The sequence below is a fragment of the Commensalibacter intestini A911 genome, from assembly GCF_000231445.1.
GTDB classification, from domain to species: domain Bacteria; phylum Pseudomonadota; class Alphaproteobacteria; order Acetobacterales; family Acetobacteraceae; genus Commensalibacter; species Commensalibacter intestini.
Genome location: NZ_AGFR01000003.1, coordinates 838,747 through 859,238, shown reverse-complemented (window position 1 = coordinate 859,238; position 20,492 = coordinate 838,747). Strand labels below are relative to the sequence as shown.

Annotated in this window: 19 protein-coding genes and 1 tRNA gene; 15 read left to right on the top strand and 5 right to left on the bottom strand. The window is 36.1% G+C overall.

The window, feature by feature from the left end; all coding sequences use genetic code 11:
- The first annotated feature begins 177 nt into the window (after positions 1 to 177).
- Positions 178 to 795, top strand: coding sequence for a 30S ribosomal protein S4 (gene rpsD, locus CIN_RS04300; RefSeq protein WP_008853836.1), 618 nt, complete (start codon positions 178 to 180; stop codon positions 793 to 795).
- A 93-nt stretch (positions 796 to 888) separates the two neighbouring features.
- Positions 889 to 2,436: a peptide chain release factor 3 gene (locus CIN_RS04295; protein ID WP_008853835.1), complete on the top strand. Its 1,548-nt coding sequence runs from the start codon at positions 889 to 891 to the stop codon at positions 2,434 to 2,436.
- A 1-nt stretch (position 2,437) separates the two neighbouring features.
- On the opposite strand, the gene CIN_RS04290 is transcribed toward CIN_RS04295, so the two are convergent.
- Together CIN_RS04290 and CIN_RS04285 are read right to left on the bottom strand one after the other, a co-directional pair.
- Entirely contained in the window at positions 2,438 to 3,124 is a 687-nt protein-coding gene (locus CIN_RS04290) for an NUDIX hydrolase (RefSeq protein WP_008853834.1), read from the bottom strand.
- A gap of 34 nt (positions 3,125 to 3,158) precedes the next feature.
- A tRNA-Gln gene (locus tag CIN_RS04285) sits at positions 3,159 to 3,232 on the bottom strand.
- A 147-nt stretch (positions 3,233 to 3,379) separates the two neighbouring features.
- Between CIN_RS04285 and CIN_RS04280 the strand changes: the two genes are divergently transcribed.
- The 5 genes from CIN_RS04280 (at position 3,380) to CIN_RS04260 (ending at position 8,774) form a co-directional block, all read left to right on the top strand.
- Positions 3,380 to 4,390, top strand: a complete 1,011-nt coding sequence (locus tag CIN_RS04280; RefSeq protein WP_008853833.1) for a Ppx/GppA phosphatase family protein — start codon at positions 3,380 to 3,382, stop codon at positions 4,388 to 4,390.
- Positions 4,391 to 4,416: 26 nt separating this feature from the next.
- A complete protein-coding gene (locus CIN_RS04275) occupies positions 4,417 to 5,127 on the top strand; it encodes an RlmE family RNA methyltransferase (protein WP_008853832.1) in 711 nt (236 codons plus the stop codon).
- A gap of 63 nt (positions 5,128 to 5,190) precedes the next feature.
- Positions 5,191 to 5,844, top strand: a complete 654-nt coding sequence (locus CIN_RS11335; RefSeq protein WP_008853831.1) for a hypothetical protein — start codon at positions 5,191 to 5,193, stop codon at positions 5,842 to 5,844.
- A gap of 124 nt (positions 5,845 to 5,968) precedes the next feature.
- Complete coding sequence (gene guaB / locus CIN_RS04265) at positions 5,969 to 7,453, top strand: IMP dehydrogenase (protein WP_008853830.1); 1,485 nt, start codon at positions 5,969 to 5,971, stop codon at positions 7,451 to 7,453.
- 16 nt (positions 7,454 to 7,469) lie between these two features.
- Entirely contained in the window at positions 7,470 to 8,774 is a 1,305-nt protein-coding gene (locus CIN_RS04260) for an RsmB/NOP family class I SAM-dependent RNA methyltransferase (protein ID WP_008853829.1), read from the top strand.
- On the opposite strand, the gene CIN_RS04255 is transcribed toward CIN_RS04260, so the two are convergent.
- Positions 8,775 to 10,016 (bottom strand): cation:proton antiporter, encoded by a 1,242-nt coding sequence (locus CIN_RS04255; protein ID WP_040363775.1) that lies wholly within the window; start codon positions 10,014 to 10,016, stop codon positions 8,775 to 8,777. It lies immediately after the preceding gene.
- Between the two features lie 205 nt (positions 10,017 to 10,221).
- Here CIN_RS04255 and CIN_RS04250 point away from each other — a divergent pair, with 205 nt between their 5' ends.
- A complete protein-coding gene (locus tag CIN_RS04250) occupies positions 10,222 to 10,923 on the top strand; it encodes a response regulator transcription factor (protein ID WP_008853827.1) in 702 nt (233 codons plus the stop codon).
- Between the two features lie 57 nt (positions 10,924 to 10,980).
- Here the strand turns inward: CIN_RS04250 and xth are convergent, their stop codons facing one another.
- A complete protein-coding gene (xth, locus tag CIN_RS04245) occupies positions 10,981 to 11,772 on the bottom strand; it encodes an exodeoxyribonuclease III (RefSeq protein ID WP_008853826.1) in 792 nt (263 codons plus the stop codon).
- A gap of 404 nt (positions 11,773 to 12,176) precedes the next feature.
- Between xth and uvrC the strand changes: the two genes are divergently transcribed.
- The 3 genes from uvrC to CIN_RS04230 all read left to right on the top strand — a co-directional run bounded on the left by uvrC (position 12,177) and on the right by CIN_RS04230 (position 15,466).
- Positions 12,177 to 14,030, top strand: coding sequence for an excinuclease ABC subunit UvrC (gene uvrC / locus CIN_RS04240; protein ID WP_008853825.1), 1,854 nt, complete (start codon positions 12,177 to 12,179; stop codon positions 14,028 to 14,030).
- Positions 14,031 to 14,147: 117 nt separating this feature from the next.
- Positions 14,148 to 14,720: a CDP-diacylglycerol--glycerol-3-phosphate 3-phosphatidyltransferase gene (gene pgsA / locus CIN_RS04235; protein ID WP_040363774.1), complete on the top strand. Its 573-nt coding sequence runs from the start codon at positions 14,148 to 14,150 to the stop codon at positions 14,718 to 14,720.
- Between the two features lie 98 nt (positions 14,721 to 14,818).
- The gene (locus tag CIN_RS04230; protein ID WP_050798330.1) at positions 14,819 to 15,466 is read left to right on the top strand and encodes a hypothetical protein; all 648 of its coding nucleotides are present in this window, start codon (positions 14,819 to 14,821) and stop codon (positions 15,464 to 15,466) included.
- Positions 15,467 to 15,482: 16 nt separating this feature from the next.
- On the opposite strand, the gene CIN_RS04225 is transcribed toward CIN_RS04230, so the two are convergent.
- Positions 15,483 to 16,727: an adenosylmethionine--8-amino-7-oxononanoate transaminase gene (locus CIN_RS04225; RefSeq protein WP_008853822.1), complete on the bottom strand. Its 1,245-nt coding sequence runs from the start codon at positions 16,725 to 16,727 to the stop codon at positions 15,483 to 15,485.
- A gap of 77 nt (positions 16,728 to 16,804) precedes the next feature.
- On the opposite strand from CIN_RS04225, the gene CIN_RS04220 reads away from it, so the two are divergent.
- From CIN_RS04220 to rpmG, 4 genes are all read left to right on the top strand, one after another.
- Entirely contained in the window at positions 16,805 to 17,992 is a 1,188-nt protein-coding gene (locus CIN_RS04220) for an aminotransferase class I/II-fold pyridoxal phosphate-dependent enzyme (protein ID WP_008853821.1), read from the top strand.
- Positions 17,977 to 18,654, top strand: a complete 678-nt coding sequence (locus CIN_RS04215; RefSeq protein WP_139016927.1) for an alpha/beta fold hydrolase — start codon at positions 17,977 to 17,979, stop codon at positions 18,652 to 18,654. The genes CIN_RS04220 and CIN_RS04215 overlap by 16 nt, the downstream gene beginning before the upstream one ends.
- Positions 18,651 to 20,048 (top strand): dethiobiotin synthase, encoded by a 1,398-nt coding sequence (bioD, locus tag CIN_RS04210; protein ID WP_008853819.1) that lies wholly within the window; start codon positions 18,651 to 18,653, stop codon positions 20,046 to 20,048. Before CIN_RS04215 ends, bioD begins: the two co-directional genes overlap by 4 nt.
- 192 nt (positions 20,049 to 20,240) lie before the next feature.
- The gene (gene rpmG, locus CIN_RS04205; RefSeq protein WP_008853818.1) at positions 20,241 to 20,408 is read left to right on the top strand and encodes a 50S ribosomal protein L33; all 168 of its coding nucleotides are present in this window, start codon (positions 20,241 to 20,243) and stop codon (positions 20,406 to 20,408) included.
- Positions 20,409 to 20,492: the final 84 nt, after the last annotated feature.

The following is a 20,492-nucleotide window of genomic DNA, read 5'->3' as shown; positions in this document are numbered from 1 at the left end:
TTTCGTATACAGTTTCTATTGCTGGGAAAGTGGTTTATTCTGCATATAAAATCTTAAGAGGTAGATTTTATGATTAAATGTCTAAACCCGTCCGTTATTTTGGAACTACCAGTACAATAAATCTTAATATTGTTAGCCTCTGCAATATTATCATAAATAAGAAAGTTGTTATACGTTATGAGTAAACGTTTACAGAGTAAATATAAAATTAACCGTCGCCTTGGTGTAAACCTTTGGGGACGTGCTAAATCACCAGTGAACAAACGTGAATATGGTCCTGGTCAACATGGTCAACGTCGTCGTTCAAAACCATCTGACTTTAGCGTTCAGTTAATGGCTAAACAAAAGCTAAAAGGTTACTATGGTAACATTAGCGAAAAACAATTCCGTCGTTATTATGCAGAAGCATCACGTCGTAAAGGGGATACTTCTGAAAACTTGATCGACATCTTGGAACGCCGTCTCGACGCAGTTGTTTACCGTTTGAAATTCGCAGCTACTCCATTTGCTGCACGTCAATTTATTAACCATGGTCATATCTTAGTTAATGGTAAAAAAGTAAACATTCCTTCATATTCTTTAAAAGATAATGATGTTGTTGAAGTTAAAGAAAAATCAAAACAACTAGCAATCGTTCTTGACGCAGTTCAAAGCAAAGAACGCGATACACCAGAATATTTGCAAGTTGATCATCGTCAAATGAAAGGTACGTTTGTTCGTACACCTAAATTAAACGATGTTCCATATCCTGTAACAATGGAACCAAATCTAGTTATCGAGTTCTATTCTCGTTAATTATTCTTTGCTGTTATTGCAAGGTCGCCGAGCGGTGTATATACGCTCGGCTTTTGTGTATTTAAACCCCAATATTTTACCCGAGTATCTTCAATGTCAAATTCAGCTCAATCTTTGGAAAAAGAAATCTCTCGTCGTCGCACGTTTGCGATTATTTCCCATCCTGATGCTGGTAAAACGACATTGACAGAGCGTATTTTGCATGCTGGGGGTGCTATTCAAATGGCTGGGAATGTGCGTGCGAAACGTGAACAACGTCGCACACGTTCTGACTGGATGAATATTGAAAAAGATCGTGGAATTTCTGTGGTCACATCTGTCATGACTTTCGAGTATGGTGGATGTATTTTTAACTTACTCGATACTCCAGGCCATGAAGACTTCTCCGAAGATACTTATAGAACGCTAACCGCTGTTGATGCTGCGGTGATGGTTATTGATGCCGCAAAAGGAATTGAGGCTAGAACACGTAAACTCTTTGAAATTTGTCGCCTTAGAGATATTCCTATTGTCACTTTTATCAATAAAATGGATAGAGAATCTCAGGATGCATTTGATTTATTAGATGAAGTTGCATCAGCACTAGCATTAGAAACCACACCATTAACATGGCCCGTCGGCAGAGCAGCTAAATTTTTAGGAACTTATGACTTACGTAAAGAGTCAATGCGCCTAAAAGAAGAAGTTGCCAATAATGATGAACGTATCTTGCAAATGCAAGAAGAAGTAGAACTGGCTAAAGCTGGCTTACCTGAGTTTAATTTGGATGATTTTAATGCTGGATTTTTAACGCCTGTGTTTTTTGGTAGTGCGATTAAAGAGCTAGGTGTTACTGATTTATTGGATGCGTTGGCAGAATTTGGGCCTAGCCCAAGGAATCAAGACAGTCAAGATCGTCAAGTTGCAGCAAACGAACCTGCTATGACGGCATTGGTATTTAAAATCCAAGCAAATATGGATCCTAATCATCGTGACCGTATTGCTTTTGCTCGTATTTGCTCAGGTCGCCTTGAAAGAGGGATGAAGTTAAAACATACCCGCACAGGTAAAACATTTGCCTTACATACGCCTCAGTTCTTTTTTGCAAGAGATCGTCAATTAGCTGAAGAAGCTTTTGCTGGAGATGTTGTTGGTATTCCTAACCATGGTACATTAAGAATTGGGGATACCTTGACCGAGGGCGAAGATTTACAATTCACAGGCGTTCCTTATTTTGCTCCTGAAATTTTACGTCGAGTTAATTTAAAAGATGCGATGAAAGCTAAAAAGCTAAAACAAGCGTTAACAGAATTAGCAGAAGAGGGGGTTGTGCAACTCTTTAAACCTCAAGATGGTTCTGCACCAATTGTTGGTGTGGTTGGGGTGTTGCAATTAGACGTCTTACAAACACGATTAAAGCATGAATATGGTGTAGAAATTACTTTTGATAGTATTTCCTATTCTCAAGCACGTTGGGTGCAAGGAGAACAAAATATTATAGATCGCTTTATTAATTCTAATCGCAGTGCTATTGCGGATGATATTGATGGAGATCCAGTCTTTTTATCAACATCAGACTTTATGATGCAACGTACGATTGATGCCAATAAAGAATTATCATTTCATGACATCAAACAAATCGGTATTGGTGTTGCGTCTTAAGTTACTCTGACCAATTTTGAATTAAAAAACGAGTTGTTGGTAAGGTGTTCTCTGGTAAAGATTCATAGTCAACACAACATAGCAACTCGTCATACTCAGGATTATTATTTTGCTTCCATAAATCAAAGACTTCCTGAAATGATAAGTTTGTTTTTAGCAAAATTCCAATATCAATGATATGCGTATCCGTGTGCTCTGTAGCTGATATAATTTTAGGATCCATCAAGTGATGAGCGTGTAATCCCAATTCTTCTTCTGCTTCGGCATAGAGTTGTTGAATTAAATCGACCTCATCATTTCCACCTCGTGATTCAACTGTTCCAGCTGGAGGTGATTGCCAATATCCAGGTAAATAAACGGATTTTACCGTTCTTTTTCCTAAAACAAACCCTTCAGGACATTGAATAAGACCAATGACCGCAAGAGAACGAATAGCTAGTTCTGAATATAGTTCAGGCTTTTCTGTTTGGGCTAAAACTTTTTTATATTCAGTCCAGTATCCAGAAATAATATCTGGACTCAACGATGCAACATTAAATACTCTACCATTAAACAACTTAGGAAATTGCTTCTTTTTATTATCCCAAATAAAATCAACTTCATTTCTTAAAAATAACGGTATTTTTGGGGGGGAAGGAGTAATATGAATGTTGATGCTTTGGTTTAAAAGAAGGGTTTTCCATTGCATTTACGTTTATCTTCTTGAATTTATTAATATTTTTTGGCTGGGAGACCTGGATTCGAACCTGGGCTAACCGGGTCAGAGCCGATAGTTCTACCGCTAAACTATCTCCCAATCACATTAGTTTCGGTTGAAAAATTATCATTAATTTATATATAAAACAAGTATATTATGGTATAAACTGAATAAGTAGAGTATAAAGAATTTAGGTAGCTGTACGTTAAGGAGTAAGCTCACTTTAAAAAAGATTGGACGAGGGACATGTTCGCAGCATTAGACTTAGGTACGAATAATTGTCGCCTTTTGATCGTTTCTTCTGGTCAAAAGGGAGGGCGTATTATTGACAATTACAACCGTGTCGTTCGATTAGGTGAGGGACTTTATGAAACTGGCTTGTTAAGCGATGCCGCTATGGAGCGAACAATGCTAGCTTTGCATCACTGTGCTGCCAGAATTCACCGACGAAAATCTTTCAATCTATACGCTGTAGCAACCGAGGCTTGCCGACGTGCAAAAAATGCCCCTTCTTTTTTAAATCGTGTTAAACAAGAAACAGGTCTTAATATCAGCATTATTTCTCCTCGAGAGGAAGTAGAACTTGCTGTTACAGGGTGTAGTAATTTTTTACATGATAAACTTTTACGTCGTAATAGAACCAAAACTTTATTGTTTGATATTGGTGGCGGCTCAACGGAAATTGCGTGGGTCAGAATTGATCCTATTAGACGGAAACAAACCTTAATTGGTTGTTGTAGCATTCCTGTTGGTGTTATTACTTTAAAAGAACAATTTAAACGTTTGACCCTCAATGATTACTATCAAATGGTTGAATTTGTGATTAGTAAAATCACAGAGTTTGAACGTATTCATCAAATCAGAGCTGAAATCTTACGAGAACAAGTCCAGTTTATTGGAGTTAGTGGAACAGTAACCGCTTTGGCCAGTATGATTTTAAAGCAACCTAAATATAGCAGAGCTGCTATCGATGGATTATTATTAGATACAGTACAAGTTAAAGATATGATCCGCCATGTTTTGGTCAGTAAATTTAATAAAATTTGTGATTACGCAACCGTTAATCATAGTAAGTTACATTACTTACTTCCTGGATGTGCAATTTTCGAGGCTATTCATACGTTATGGCCTGTAGAAGATATTGTCGTTGCTGATCGAGGTATTCGTGATGGCATCATTGCCAAAATGCAAGAAAATAAATTAAATAAAATGAATAAACATAATTTTAATTTATTACCTTCTCTTGTAAAAAGTTAATTTTTAAATAATAAAGTTACAAATCTATGGATGAAAAAAGTGCGAATAGCAATTCGCCAAAGAAAAAAACTTCACGTTTCTCTACAGCTGGCTTAACAGTTAAGTTAAAAAAAAGCCATGGACGCTCTACATCCCAACAAAGATGGTTAACTCGTCAACTGAACGATCCTTATGTTCGTGCTGCTCAACAACAAGGGTGGCGCTCCAGAGCTGCATTTAAACTCATTGAATTAGATGAAAAATTTAAATTCTTACGTCCTGGCTTAAAAGTAGTCGATCTGGGGGCTGCACCTGGCGGATGGTCACAAGTTGCCGTTTTTCGAAAAGCAACAAAAGTGGTAGGTATTGATTTATTGGCTGTTGATCCTATTCCTGGGGCTGAAATCATTCAAGGCGATTTCACAGATCCAGAAAATATGGATATCCTTATTAATAAATTGGGAGGCAAAGCAGACTTGGTAATGTCTGATATGGCTCCAAATACGACAGGACATGCTGCAACAGATCATATTCGAATTATTGATCTAACCAAAGATGCACTGATATTTGCTCTGGATATTTTAAATCTTCAAGGGATTTTTATTGCCAAAGTATTCCAAGGTGGATCTGAAAAAGAAATGTTAGATACACTAAAGAAATCCTTTAAAGTTGTTAAACACGCAAAGCCACCTGCAAGTCGAAAAGAGTCAAAAGAGCTTTATGTTATTGCGACCGGATTCAAAGGGAAACCAGAGTAATTTATAGAACGCTATTCTCTTTATTCTTAGGATAGCGTTTTATAATCAGCTATTAAATTATTGATGAACAAAAAAATTATAAATATAAATTTTGTATCTACATCTTATAATAATCCTAAACATTCTATGCAATTAGAAATAAATGTATCAAAATATAAATGTATACCTATAAGCGAAAATAATGCTTTATTATTTACGATTAATGCTCTTACTTCCAACGATTTTGATCATTTAAAAACAACTCTTACAACCATCAAATGTAAAAAATCTTTAAAAAAAATATGGAAAATTGCAGCAAAACAAAAATCTTTAAATAAAGATATTCAAGAATTATTTAGAAGTGAATGGACAGTAAGAAGTCATCAAATAAGAAATGCTTTTAATAATGATAAAGAACTAGTAAAAATCCTTTATAAAATATTTCCAGCTTATACGGGGGCAGGGATAACTTTATGGCGTGGAGAGCAACTCTGTAGATTTAAAAAAAATAGAGTAGGTTTTAATTGGACACCAAAAGAAGAGGTGGCTAAAAGGTTTGCATCAGGATTATGTTCTTATTATAAAGAGGGAGGTGTACTTTTAAAAGTATATGCCGAACCGCAAGCTATTATTACTGGCTCGTGTCCTCATAGCGAGTATCTTGGAGAACACGAACTTATTGTAAATCCATTTAAATTATCTAAAATAACTGAGATTAAACATTTTAATTCTCGTTAAAATTCATTTTATCCTTGCCAAAAAGCGTTTTTACGAGTATGAAGAGTTGCCAATAGTTGGAACCCAAAAAATATGGGTTATCCCTTTTTCTTATCGTTATTTTATTTCTATAAAGGGCAGCAAGATGGCAAACTCTTCTTTTCAAATCAAACAGATTCGTGAAGCGCTCGCTTTCGATGATGTATTAATTATTCCTGCGCAATCTGACGTATTGCCCAGCCAAACAATTGTAAAAAGTTTATTAACACGCTCTATTCCTTTAAATATCCCTTTGATTTCTTCTGCAATGGATACGGTTACAGAATATGCAATGGCTATTTCAATGGCACAAAATGGTGGGATAGGGGTTATTCACAAAAACCTAACCATCGAAGAGCAAGCAAATCAAGTCCGCCAAGTAAAACGCTTTGAATCTGGTATGGTCGTTGATCCTGTGACTGTATACCCTGACAATACTTTGTCAGAAACCATTGAAATTATGAAGAAAAATAAAATTAGTGGTTTACCTGTTATTGAACGTAATACGAACCGTTTAGTCGGTATCGTCACACACAGAGACGTTCGTTTTGCAACTAATCCTAATCAGCCTGTTTCTGAACTTATGACCAAAGAAAACCTTATTACGGTCAAAGAAGGCGTTAAAGCTGAAGAAGTTAAAAAATTACTTCATCAAAACCGCATTGAAAAACTATTAGTTGTTGACGCACAAGATCGTTGCGTTGGAATTATTACTGTCAAAGATATGGAAAAATCTGTCGTTTATCCTTTGGCAAACAAAGATCAATTTGGTCGTTTACGTTGTGCTGCAGCAACTGGTGTTGGTGAAGATGGATATCAACGTGCTGTGGCTTTGATTGAAGCTGGCGTTGATGTATTAGTTGTTGATACGGCACATGGTCATTCCTCTGGTGTATTAAGATCAATTGAGCGTTTGAAAAAAGATTATCCAGATGTTCAATTGATAGCAGGAAATATTGCAACTCCTGAAGGGGCAAAAGCATTAATTGATGCTGGTGCTGATGCAGTTAAAGTGGGTATCGGCCCAGGATCTATTTGTACTACACGTGTTGTCGCTGGTGTGGGTGTTCCTCAATTCTCTGCGGTCATGGAAGTGGCAGAAGTTTGCCATCGTGAAAATATTCCATTAATCGCTGATGGTGGCATTCGTACTTCTGGCGATATTGTCAAAGCAATTGGCGCTGGTGCGGATATTGTTATGGTAGGCTCTTTACTTGCAGGAACCGATGAGGCTCCTGGTGAAGTTTTCCTTTATCAAGGTCGTTCTTATAAGTCTTATCGTGGAATGGGTAGCCTTGGTGCGATGGCCAGAGGTTCTGCAGATCGTTACTTCCAGCAAGATATTAAAGATAGCCATAAATTGGTTCCAGAAGGTATTGAAGGTCAAGTTCCTTATAAAGGTTCAGCTGAAGCTGTAATTCATCAACTTGTTGGTGGATTAAAAGCAGGAATGGGCTATACAGGAAATGAAACCATTGATGCCATGAAGAAAAATGTTCAGTTCCGTAAAATTACTGGGGCTGGTTTAAGAGAGAGCCACGTTCATGATGTGACGATCACACGTGAAGCTCCAAACTATCGTCACAATTAATTATAAGTATCGAATTATGACTCCTTCTGCCCAAATATCTGCGGTTATTGAACTGCTGTTAAATATTCAAAACCAAAGGCATGCACCAGCTGATGCAACGGCCAATCGCTTTTTCAGACAACGCCGTTATATTGGCGGAGGGGATCGTCGATATGTTTCCGCTCAAATATGGGAAATCATGCGCCATTATCGTAAATTACAATGGTGGTTGAAACGCATCGGTAGCCCAACTAATCCTAGAATGATGGTGGCTGCTTTTTTAATGCTCACAGGAAAAACATTGACAGAAGTTAGTCATTTGTTTTCTGGCGAACGCTATGCACCATTATCTTTGACACAAAATGAAGGTTTATATTTACAGTCTTTAGAAAATCAAAAGATGTTTTCTGATGATATGCCTAAAGCTGTGCGCTATGAAGTGCCAGATTGGGTTTATCCGCTATTAGAACAACAATTTGGTGATAATATTGATGCTGAGTTGTCTGCTTTGTTACAACCAGCCTCTCTTGATTTACGTGTTAACCTCTTAAAAGAAGAGCGTTCAAACGCAAAAGAAATGCTGAAACAAGAAGGTATTTCTTCAGAAAATATGCCTTTATCGCCTTGGGGATTACGTGTTGAAGGACGTCAATCTGTAACATCCACTAATCTTTTTAAAGATGGCATCATTGAAATCCAAGATGAAGGTAGTCAGTTAATTGCCTTAATGACTGGTGTTACATCTCAAATGCGCGTATTGGATTTTTGTGCTGGAGCAGGTGGTAAAACATTAGCAATGGCGACAATGATGCAAAATAAAGGGCAAATTATTGCCTCTGATGTGCATACTGTTCGTGTCAGTGCTGCTGAAAAACGTTTTCGTCGTGCAGGTGTGTTTAATGTTCAAACACATATCTTTGCTGAAGGTGCAAAATGGATTAAAAGACGCGTCAAAACATTTGATCGTGTTTTGGTAGATGCGCCATGTAGTGGCACAGGAACCTGGAGACGTAATCCAGATGCTCGTTTAAAGTTTAAAGCAAATGATTTAGACGAAATCGTAGCAAAACAATCTGATATTCTAGATTCTGCGGCCAAAATGGTTAAAGAGGGTGGTCGTTTAATTTATGCAACTTGCTCTATTTTAAGAAAAGAAAACCAAGATCAAATTGAATTCTTTTTGAAGGCACATCCAGAATTTAAATTGGTATGCCCTGATACACCAGAAGGATTGCTTCCTCCTGATTTCTATCAAAATCCTACTTTCCAATTGACCCCAGCACAATATCAAACCGATGGTTTCTTCTGTGCTGTGCTGGAACGTCAAAAGGATGCTGAATAATTATTTTAGTTTATAAAAATAATTAATTAATTTTTCCATTGTGAGTCCTTGGACAATAACTGTGAAGATAACGCAGATATATGTCACAACAAGGATTTCACTTTTGGGAAATACATTTGGAAGGGACAGGGCGATTGCCAAAGAGATCCCTCCACGTAGACCTCCCCAAGTTAATATCGAAATTAATCCCTTTGGATTGCTGTCTTTATAAAGCAATGCAGACCCACTAATCCCAACTGCAATAAAACGACATATAATTAAAAATGGAATACAAGCTAAACTAATCAATATTGTTTGGTAATGGAATGGGATTACCATAATCTCCAAACCAATTAGCAAGAATAATAATGTATTCAAAACCTCATCAATAACATGCCAAAAGCCAGTCACTGTATCATGATCGTCTTTTGATGGACGCTTTTGAAGGTAATCTCCCATTAATAACCCACTAACCACGACTGCAATCGGGCCTGACATGTGAAAATGTTCTGCCAAAGAAAATGTGCCTGCAGCCAATGCAAGTGAGTATAAGATAATAATATCATCATTATTAATACGCTTAATAACAGCAATGGTTATAAAAGCTGTAATCGCCCCTAAAATACAACTACCAAAGACTTCTTGCACAAAAATCAATGATAAACCCGCAGCACTTGGAGAATGGCCACTGGTAGCAATCGCGATCAACGTCGTAAAAGCCATTAAGGCAATCCCATCATTAAACAAACTTTCCCCAGCAAAGATTGCTTGCATTCGATGAGGAAGGCCTAATCTACCCAACATATTAATAATTGCAACGGGATCAGTTGGTGCCAAAATACTCCCTAGAACAAGACACCAAACAAAAGGAATATAAAGAGAAAATAAAGAAAATAGTAACCAAAAAACAGTGCCTAAGGTAAAGATACAAATCAAAGTGCCAAAGATAGCCAAAGAAGCAACATTATACTTTGCTTTCCATAACTCATCTAATTTGATATGCAAACTTCCTGCAAATAAAAGAAATGCTAATGCTCCATTTAAAAGAAGCTTTGGAAAATCCATATCCGCCAAAAGGTCTTTAGCAAAATGATATCCAGAAAAAAATGTAATTGAATAATCACAAACAAATAAAAGGAGTGAAAATACAAACGCCATAATCATAATCCCAATCGTCATGGGAAGCTTTAAAAATTTATGATTTATAGTGCTGCTGATCGCGGTTAATACAAATAAGAAAGATACAATTGTTAGAATATCCATAAGCCTCTTCTTTTTTAGTTTTTTGTAATTTATATTATACATAATATAAAAATTAATCTTTTATCATGATAACTTTTTTTTTATGATAATATAAGGAAAAACTATAGTATTAATGAGAGATTAAGCCTGATATGGTTTTTATTATTAATACTAATAAAAATTAATTTAAGCTAAGATGTAATTTATAACAGAAGGATGATGCTTTATGGCTGGATTACACCCTGTTTTGGTTGTCGATGATGACCCAAAATTGATAGAAACATTATCTGAACAGTTACAGGTAGATGGTGAATTTGAAGTCTATGGTGTAAATACTGTTGAAGATGGAAGAAAAGAAGCCTTAAAATCAGATAAACATTATGATGCAATCATCTTAGATGTTATGCTACCAGATGGTGATGGTTGCGATTTATGTGCTGATCTACGCAAGCATGGATGTAGAACACCCATCATTATGCTTACAGGATCTGATGAAGAGAATGACGTTGTGCGTGGGTTAGATGCTGGTGGAAACGATTATGTTTCAAAACCTTTTCGTATTGCAGAATTACTAGCACGTTTAAGAGCACAAATGCGAATTTTCGAGAATAGTGAAGATGCCGTTTTTGCTATTGGCCCTTATATTTTTCGTCCTTCTGCAAAATTGTTGCAAGAAAATGATAATAATAGGCGAATACGATTAACAGAAAAAGAAGCAGCTATTTTAAAATTCTTATATCGCTCTGGTGCAAGACCCGTACCACGTCAAGTATTGTTAAATGAAGTATGGGGATACAACTCTGCAGTAACTACCCATACACTTGAAACACATATTTATCGTTTACGTCAAAAAATTGAACCAGATCCAACAAACGTTTCTTTATTGATTACAGAAGCTGGTGGATACCGTCTTAGCTCTTTTTCGTAATTAACGCCATAAAATAAAACGAAACTCTGTGTTTATATTACTTTAAAAAACAGAGTTTCATTTTAGCTCTAATAAAATAGGAACATGATCAGAAGGTTTCTCCCAATTTCTTACCTCTTTATAAACAGTTATTGCTTGTAAATAAGGGACAAGTGTGGGCGTAATCCACAAATGATCTAAACGACGTCCTCTGTTCGTTTTTTCCCAATCTTTGTTTCTATATGACCACCATGTGTATAGTTTCTCAGATGATGGAACGATTTCACGCATCGCATCAACAAACCCTGTTTTTAACCACGCGGTTAGCCCTTTTGTTTCAATAGGCGTATGACTAACAATCTTTAAAAGCTGCTTGTGGCTCCAAACGTCGTGCTCCAAAGGTGCAATATTTAAATCACCAACTAAAATACTATTTTGACTTAAATTGTCTTTGAACCAAGCTGTTACTTCTTGTAAAAAATTAAGCTTATGCTGGAATTTAGGATTAACATCAGGATCAGGCTCATCCCCGCCTGCAGGAACATAAAAATTATGTAATGTTACAGGTTTCCCTAAAAAATCAAAGTCAACCGCAATATGACGACAATCTTCTTGACCACACCAATCCTTCGTCAACGAACTTAGTTCAATAGGATGTTTTGATAAAATACAAACACCATTATAACTTTTCATTCCTCTATAGACGATATAAGGATAACCTAATGCTTCAATATCTTCTTTCGGAAATAAAGGATCTGGAACCTTTGTTTCTTGTAAACAAATAATGTCGGGATTAGCTAATTGAATCAGCTCTTTTAATAAAGGTAAACGCAACCTAAGAGAATTAATATTCCAGCTAATAATACGCATTATGTTATTTTCAATGATAAAGTAAAAAAGGTTATAAGAGGATAAAGCAATGAGCTTTCTTATAAACAATAAAAACCTTTTTTAAAAGGATTTCTAAACATTTTTTTAAATTTTGTCCACTATTTTTATAAAAATTTTTTTATGTATATTTTATCTCCAATTAAAAAGATTATATGAAATAGTCCCTTTTGGTTTTTATTAAAAATCATTTTAAATCAATAAGTTATAAAAAATGATTAATTTTTAGGCAAAACATGATAGAGCTTGATAAACTGCCCACTAGATCGATATATTAAATATTCATCCCTATAGTTATCCACAGAAACAGTGGAGAACTAAAATAATTGTTATAAAACAAAGCTAAATCACGTTTATATCGATAATAGAACAAAAAGAGTGCCCTTATGAATCATCAACCACCCCAACTCAATAATCCAACAGAAGGTGTGCCTGCCATTAAAAAAGCATTGGAAACGATGCCTTCTGTTTCTGGGGTTTATCGAATGATGAATCAAGCTGGAGACGTACTTTACGTTGGAAAAGCAAAAGATTTAAAAAAACGCGTAACTTCTTATACCCAGCTATCTCGTTTATCAGAACGTATTCGTAGGATGGTTCAACAAACGGCTTCAATGGAAATTATTACCACTTATACTGAAGCCGAAGCGTTATTATTAGAAGCCAACTTAATTAAAAATTTTAAACCTCGATATAATATTCTATTACGAGACGACAAAACATACCCTTGGCTCGTCATGAGTAAAGATAAATGGCCAAGAATTGATAAACATCGAGGCAAAGTTTCAAAAATCAATGAATATTGGGGGCCATTTGCCTCTGTATGGGCAGTCAATCAAACGGTAGAGTTACTACAAAAGATATTCTTGCTCAGAACGTGCACTGACACCGTTTTTAACTCTCGCACACGTCCGTGCCTGTTATATCAAATTAAGCGCTGTGCAGGTCCTTGTGATGACCGTATTTCGCCAAATGAATATGCTCGCCTGGTCGATCAAGCTAGATCTTTTTTATCTGGGCAGACGGTTGCTATTCAACAAGACCTTGCAAAAGAAATGGAGAAGGCGGCAGCAGAGATGGAATATGAACGTGCTGCTGTTTTACGAGATCGTATTCGTGCGTTTACTTATGTGCAAAGCAGCGGTGTTGTAAACCCTGCATCTATTCGTGATGCAGATATCATTGCCATTTATCAGCTTAGTAATAGTTGTTGTATTCAAGTCTTTTTTGTTAGAGGCGGGCGGAACAATGGAAATAGAGCATTTTTTCCAACTCAAATAGAAGGGCAATCGCCTGAAGAGATTGTATCTGCTTTTATCGGTCAGTTTTATGAAAACAAACCTCCTCCACAGCAAATCTTACTTAACATCTCTTTATCCGAAGTAACTTTAATCGAAGAAGCACTGAGTTTAAAAGCCGATTATAAAGTTGCCTTATCTGTTCCTCAAAAAGGAGAGAAAAAAGCTGTTATTGATCATGCTGTTGAGAATGCCAAAGGGGCATTAGAGCGAAAATTAGCTGAAACCAGCACTCAACAAAAGTTACTAGAACAAGTCAGAGATTTATTTCACCTTGATCAAACGCCTAAACGTATCGAAACTTATGATAATAGTCATATTATGGGTAGCCATGCCTATGGAGTAATGGTTGTGGCTGGACCTGAAGGATTCAACAAATCAGCCTATCGTAAATTTAGTATCAAGTCTTCTATCACTCCAGGTGATGATTTTGGAATGATGAGAGAAGTCTTTACACGACGATTTGCCAAAGGCAAAAATACAGATCCAGAGAGTTGGCCTGATATTTTACTTATCGATGGTGGAGCAGGGCAGTTTTCTGCTGTTAATTCTATTTTAACAGAATTAGAGATAAAAGATGTTAAATTAATTTGTATTGCCAAAGGAAAAGATCGAAATGCTGGACGAGAATGGTTCTTCACCAAAGATCAAGAACCTTTTCAGTTACCAATACAAGATCCTGTTTTATATTATTTACAAAGACTACGTGACGAAGCGCATCGCTTTGCAATTACAACCCATAGAAATAGTCGTTCTCGAGCCATTCCTCAGTCTGAATTAGATGATATCCCTGGAGTGGGTGCAGGTAGGAAACGTTTATTACTAAACCACTTTGGGTCATCCAAAGCAGTAAAAGATGCCAGTCTTTCTGATATTATGGCTATACCAGGGATAAACCGTGCCTTAGCAGAAGTTATTTATGGTCATTTTCGGCCAAATTAACACAAAGAATAAAATTAAAGTTTTTTTATAGGATTTTTATCTTAAATGACGTATAACCATAGACAATATCTCTATAATTCTTTCTTTTAATCTTCACAACTTACGTTTGCGAAAATTATGTTTGTTAATTTACCTAATTGTCTGACTTTATCGCGCATTCTTGTCATTCCGATACTTGCAATATTGGTAATGATTCATCGTCCTTTGACAGATTTTATCGCTTGTCTTTTATTTATTTTGGCTGGGATCACAGATTATCTTGACGGCAAACTGGCACGTGCATGGAAACAATTATCCGAGCTTGGCAGAATGCTAGATCCAATTGCAGATAAATTACTGGTAGGAATTTTATTAATCGTTATGGCTGCGTATGGACGATTACCACATGGTGGGATTATTCCTGCAATGGTGATTCTTTCTCGTGAAATTTTGGTCAGTGGACTAAGAGAATTTTTAGCGACCTCTCAAATTGGATTACCTGTAACAAAATTGTCAAAGTGGAAAACAACCTTTCAAATGATTGCCTTAGGATTTCTTTTAGCAGGAGATACAAGCGCAAAAATGTTAGGAATAAGTTGGCTTCCAGTGAGTATAATAGGATCATTTTTACTCTGGGTTTCCGCTATTTTAACCATTATGACAGGGTGGGGATATATTCGAACTGGATTGAAATTTATTAACAAACCATAATTATATAAAAATATTCTTTAATTTTTCTCTTGAGATTTTTTTGCTTTAAAGGCAAATTGCAACCTGTTTTGATATTAATATTAAATTGGAGACTTTAGATGCGGAGTTATGCTGCTCTTATAGCAACGGTGTTACTGCTTAGTGGGTGCTCCGGATTTGATAGATTTTTTGATGATACGATACAGCTACCAGGAAGCAATCCAGAAGCACCCAAAGGTGATTCTGAAAATATGATGCGCGTAAGAGGAGAAAATGTAGCTTCAACACCGATTCTTCCTCAAGGTGAAAATATTTGGCCGTCTCGTCCTCCAGCTTTACCGACATTAAGTGACGTTGCCAATGATGAACAGTCATTCTCTTTATCAGATTATAGTCAAGCTTTTGGCGCAGATAAAGACGTTGTTACGCATGAACAAGGCAGCAATCATACTTTACCTTCTGACTTCCCAGAAGATGGTGATTTAAATGCTGGTGAAAATAACTTCATTAAACATGGTGCCGTTATCAATCCATCAGGCGGTGTAGGTGGTGCTTTACCAGATCACATTGATGATCATGCTCCTAAATATATTGAAAAAGATAAAAATAATGCTCCTATCACTATTCCAAATGGTGATGGAACCGATACAATCATTAGCCCTACAGGCAAAGTATCAATTGTCCCTGCTGCGAAAACACCAAAGACAAAAGCTACTACTCCATCTAAATCAACATCTACTCCAACAGAAGATGCTCCTACAGAATAGTAGCTCTATAATTAATTTAGCTAGATAAAACATCATATATTGCCCGAGTTAATTGACTTAACTCGGCAGTTGTGATGGTAAAGGCTGGGGTTAAATAAACAATATTACGGAATGGTCTAATCCAGACTTTATGTTCTAGTAATTTATTTTTAAGTAAGTTCATATTATCAATCTTATGAAGCTCTACAACGCCAATAGCCCCTTTTACACGCACGTCCTTAACAATATCTAACTTAAGACAAGCTGCTAATTCTTGAGTTAATTGTGCCTCTATGTTTTTCACATTACTTGCCCAATCATATTGCTCAAACAGATTTAAGGACGCATTTGCACAAGAACAAGCTAAAGGATTAGCCATAAAAGTCGGCCCATGCATTAATGCATGGCTTTCTTTATCAGATAAAAACCCATCGAAAATACACTCTCTGGCAATCGTTGCTGCCAAGGCCATTGTTCCACCACTCAGTGCTTTTGATAAAGTAATAATATCAGGAACAATATCTGCTTGATTGCAAGCAAAGAAACTTCCTGTACGACCTAAGCCTGTGAAAATTTCATCAAAAATTAATAAAATATTATAATGATCAGCTTGTTGACGTAAAAATGAAAGCTGTTCTGGATCATGAAATAACATTCCGCCAGCACCTTGAACTAAAGGTTCCATTAAAATGGCGGCAATTTCATGATGATGTTTTTCAAGAAAATCACTAAATTGTTGACGTAATTCTTGGGTAGTAGGCAACTGGATAATATGTTGATGAGGTAAAACATCTTTAAATAAATGATGCATTCCTTCTTCTGGGTCACAAACAGCCATCATGGCCATCGTATCCCCATGATACCCACCATAAAAAGAAAGAATTTTGGTTTTCTCTATCTTATTTTGATTTAGCCAAAATTGAATTGCCATTTTCATGGCCACTTCAACGGCAACAGATCCAGATTCTGTAAAGAAAACTTTATTTAAGTCCCCTGGCAATAATTCTGCTAGCTTGGCAGATAGGGTTATAGCTGGCTCATGAATAATCCCTCCAAACATAATATGAGGCATTTTTTGAAGCTGTTTTTGAACGTGATCTGCGATATAAGGATGGTTATATCCGTGACAAGCTGTCCACCATGAGGCAATCCCATCGATCAGCTCTGTACCATCTTGTAACGTAATAACAGAACCTTTTGTTGTTTGTGCAATAACAGGATTATTGCACGTTTGCATTTGTGTATATGGTAACCAAATATTTTTAAGCATTGAACCAGACATTTTCTTTGCATATAAAAGAAGAAGATAAAAAATTAAAACTAACGATATCTTAGCACGAACTCAAACAGATTATTTTCATGAATCATTTTGACCACTTTTTTAAAGAATCTTTATTAAAAAGAAAGCAACAAGGAATTCTCAGAAATCTGACGCCTATTGACGCTATCAGTGCTGTTAGAATGAAATACCAAGATCAAGAATACCTTAATTTTTCAAGTAATGATTATTTAGGTTTATCTTTTAATCCTCAGCTAAAACAACAAAGCCAAGAATACGTTGAGCAATATGGCGTAGGATGCTCCGCATCGCGTTTAATCACAGGTCATACCTCATATCATACGAAGATCGAAGCTGATTTAGCTAAATTCTTAGGAACTGAAGCTGCATTGATCTTCGCGTCGGGATGGCAAGCAAATGTAGCCGTTATTTCATGTTTATTAGAGAATTTACCAAAGCCTGTATGGGTCATTACAGATAAGCTCAATCATGCGAGCCTTCATTATGGATGTAAAGCAGGACAAACAAAGCAAATTCGATTCCGTCATAATGATATGCAGCATTTACAAGAACGCCTGGATACGATCAAAAATGAGCCTGGAAGTAAACTGATTATTACTGAAACTATTTTCAGTATGGATGGTGACCAAGCTGACTTGAAAGCTATGAGACAGCTTTCTGATGAATATAAAGCATTTTTATTCTTAGACGATGCTCATGCTACAGGTGTCCTAGGAGAGCAAGGGCAGGGACTGGCACCTCATTATGCGGACTTAACAATGGGCACGTTCAGCAAAGCCTGGGGCAGTTTTGGGGCATATATTGCAGGGTCTAAAGCATTATGTGATTGGTTAGTCAATTATTGCTCTGGTTTTATCCATACAACCGCTTTACCTCCAGCAGTTAGTGGTAGTATTGCCGCAGCATTAAAATTGATACCTACACTAGAAACTGAAAGATCCTATTTAAAAGAACAATGTCTCAATGTAAAACAACAACTGACCTCGTGGGGGATTGATGTTGGGGGGACTGTTTCTCAAATTATTCCTATTATTGTTGGTTCTGCTGAAAATGCTCTACAAATTACACAATCACTCAGAAATGAAAAATTGTGGGTTATGCCCATCCGACCGCCAACAGTTCCTGCAAATAGTAGTCGGTTACGATTAACCCTAAGTGCCGCACATCAACCAAATGATATTGAATATTTATTAGATAAACTGCATATGATGATCAAACAAAGACCATCTTTATGGAAAAGCATATGAGCCAACAATATCATTTAATATTCGTTCATGGATGGGGATTTTCTAAAGAATTTTGGAAACCCGTCACGGGCCTTTTACAAGATTTTCCGATGCACTCTATTGATTTAGGATTTATCAATAACAATCACACATCTAACGATATTATTCAGATAATCTCTGAACAGCAACAAAATACGATTGCAATCGGACATTCTTTAGGCTTTCTATATTTGCTGAAACAATTTCCACACAAATTTCATCATTATGTTGCGATTAACAGCTTTTTACGCTTCTCTAAAAATGATGATTATCCAGCAGGCGTTCCTTCTCGTATTCTACAAAGAATGTCCAAAGGAATTGATAAAGATGCACATTTAGTGCTTTCCCAATTTTATCAACAATGCCAATCTTCTGATTCTATTCCAACTCAAATTAATCTCGCACGATTAAAGACTGGCCTACAATATTTAGAAATAGAAGATTTTCGTAATGCTTTACCATTACTGTCTGATAAATTAACCGTTATAGCTTCAGATAGTGATCCAGTTGTCTCTGCTGCAATGACAAAAGATTCTTTTAAAGAACATCCCATTCACTGGGTGCAAGATACCACACACACTCTTCCCATTACTCAACCTGACCTATGTGCAAAGACCATTAAAAATATTGCCTTAACATCATGAATTCTTATAAACAAAAAATTATCGAATCATTTGATCATGCCGTTTCATATGAACAATCCGCCCATATTCAAAAGATTGTTGCTAAGCGTTTAATGTCCTTTATCAAAACACTTGATATTGATATAGAAAAACCTTTATCCATTCTAGAGATTGGCTGTGGAACGGGATTACTAACACAATATTTGCTCAAGCTATTTCCTCAAGCACGCTTTATTATTACTGATATCTCTCCGCATATGATTGAGAGAGTAAAAGGTAAGTTTGCAAAAAATCACTCTAATATTCAATTTCGAGTAATGGATGGGGAGGTCATAGATCTTACACAATCTTTTGATCTCATCTTTTCTAGCCTTGCCTTTCAATGGTTTGAAAATTTAGAAACGTCCATACAAAAAATTACAGAATTATTAAATCCTAATGGATATCTACTTTGCTCGACATTAGCGGAAAAAAGCTTTGAAGAATGGCGTCAAATTTATCATCAATATGACTATCATTGCTCTTTTCAGTCTTATCCAAGTTTAGAAACATTAGAATCTTACTGGCCATCTAAAAGAGGTGGAGGATTTTGGAAACAAGAGGATTTTGTAGAATCTGTTGAAAATGGTATCAACTTTATAAAAGGATTACGTTCTATTGGGGCCCATACAGCCTCTAAAACGCATCACCCTTTATCAGCAGGACAATTTCGTAAAATCCTCAATCAATTTAATGATGAATATGGATATACTACCTATGAGGTCGCATTTGGGTGCTTTAAACGCTTTGCAGCATCAGGATTTTTTATTACTGGAACAGATACCGATGTTGGCAAAACTTTTGTATCAGCATGCCTCACTAAAGCACTAAATGCTACTTACTGGAAACCTATGCAAACAGGATTAAATTGCGATCCTGGTGATACAGAAACCGTGCAAACACTAGCACATATCCCTAATGAGCATATTATTACTCCATTAATAGAACTGCAAGAGCCTCTGTCCCCAGAAGAAGCAGCAAAACATGAAGCAATGACATTAGATATTGATCTGCTTGATTTCACTTTACCCGTTCAAGATAGACCTTATATCGTCGAAGGGGCAGGAGGGGCTTTGGTTCCTATTGCAGAATATCAATTTATGATACAGCTCATGCAAAAAGTAAACTTACCTGTCATCATCGTCGCAAGAACAGCGTTAGGGACTTTAAATCATACACTTTTAACCATTGAAGTTTTAAGAAACCATCACATCCCAATTGCTGGGGTTATTTTAAATGGTAATCCTAACCCTGCGAATAAAGAAGCTATTGAACGTCATGGTAAAATCAAAGTCATTGCGGAGGTTCCTCGAATGGAAATCATCTCTGATCAATTTATTGCTCAATTTTTAAAAGAAATAACGTTATTTTATTAGAATTATTGAGTAATTTATAGTATAAGAACCCCAAGGAAGCGTTTACGGTTTTATATAATTTGATAAATCATAAAAAAATTGTATGAAAAGCGTAAGATTTTAAGATTTAACTTGATCTTTTTGCAAAATATAAGCATTTAGTATAAAAGCAATATTTTAATACGAAGATAAGCTGATCAAAACGAGGATATCATGGCTAAAAGTAACACAATTCAAATTAAATTACTTTCAACTGCTGAAACCGGTTTTTTCTATGTAACCAGAAAAAATGCAAGAGCACATACTGGTAAAATGGAACTAAAAAAATACGATCCAGTTGTTCGTAAACACGTTGTTTTCCGTGAAGCAAAAATTAAATAATTTTTCTTTGTGAAATTACGAGTATAAGAAAGGCTGGGCAAAACTGTTCCAGCTTTTTTTATGTGCAAATTTTATTTATAAATT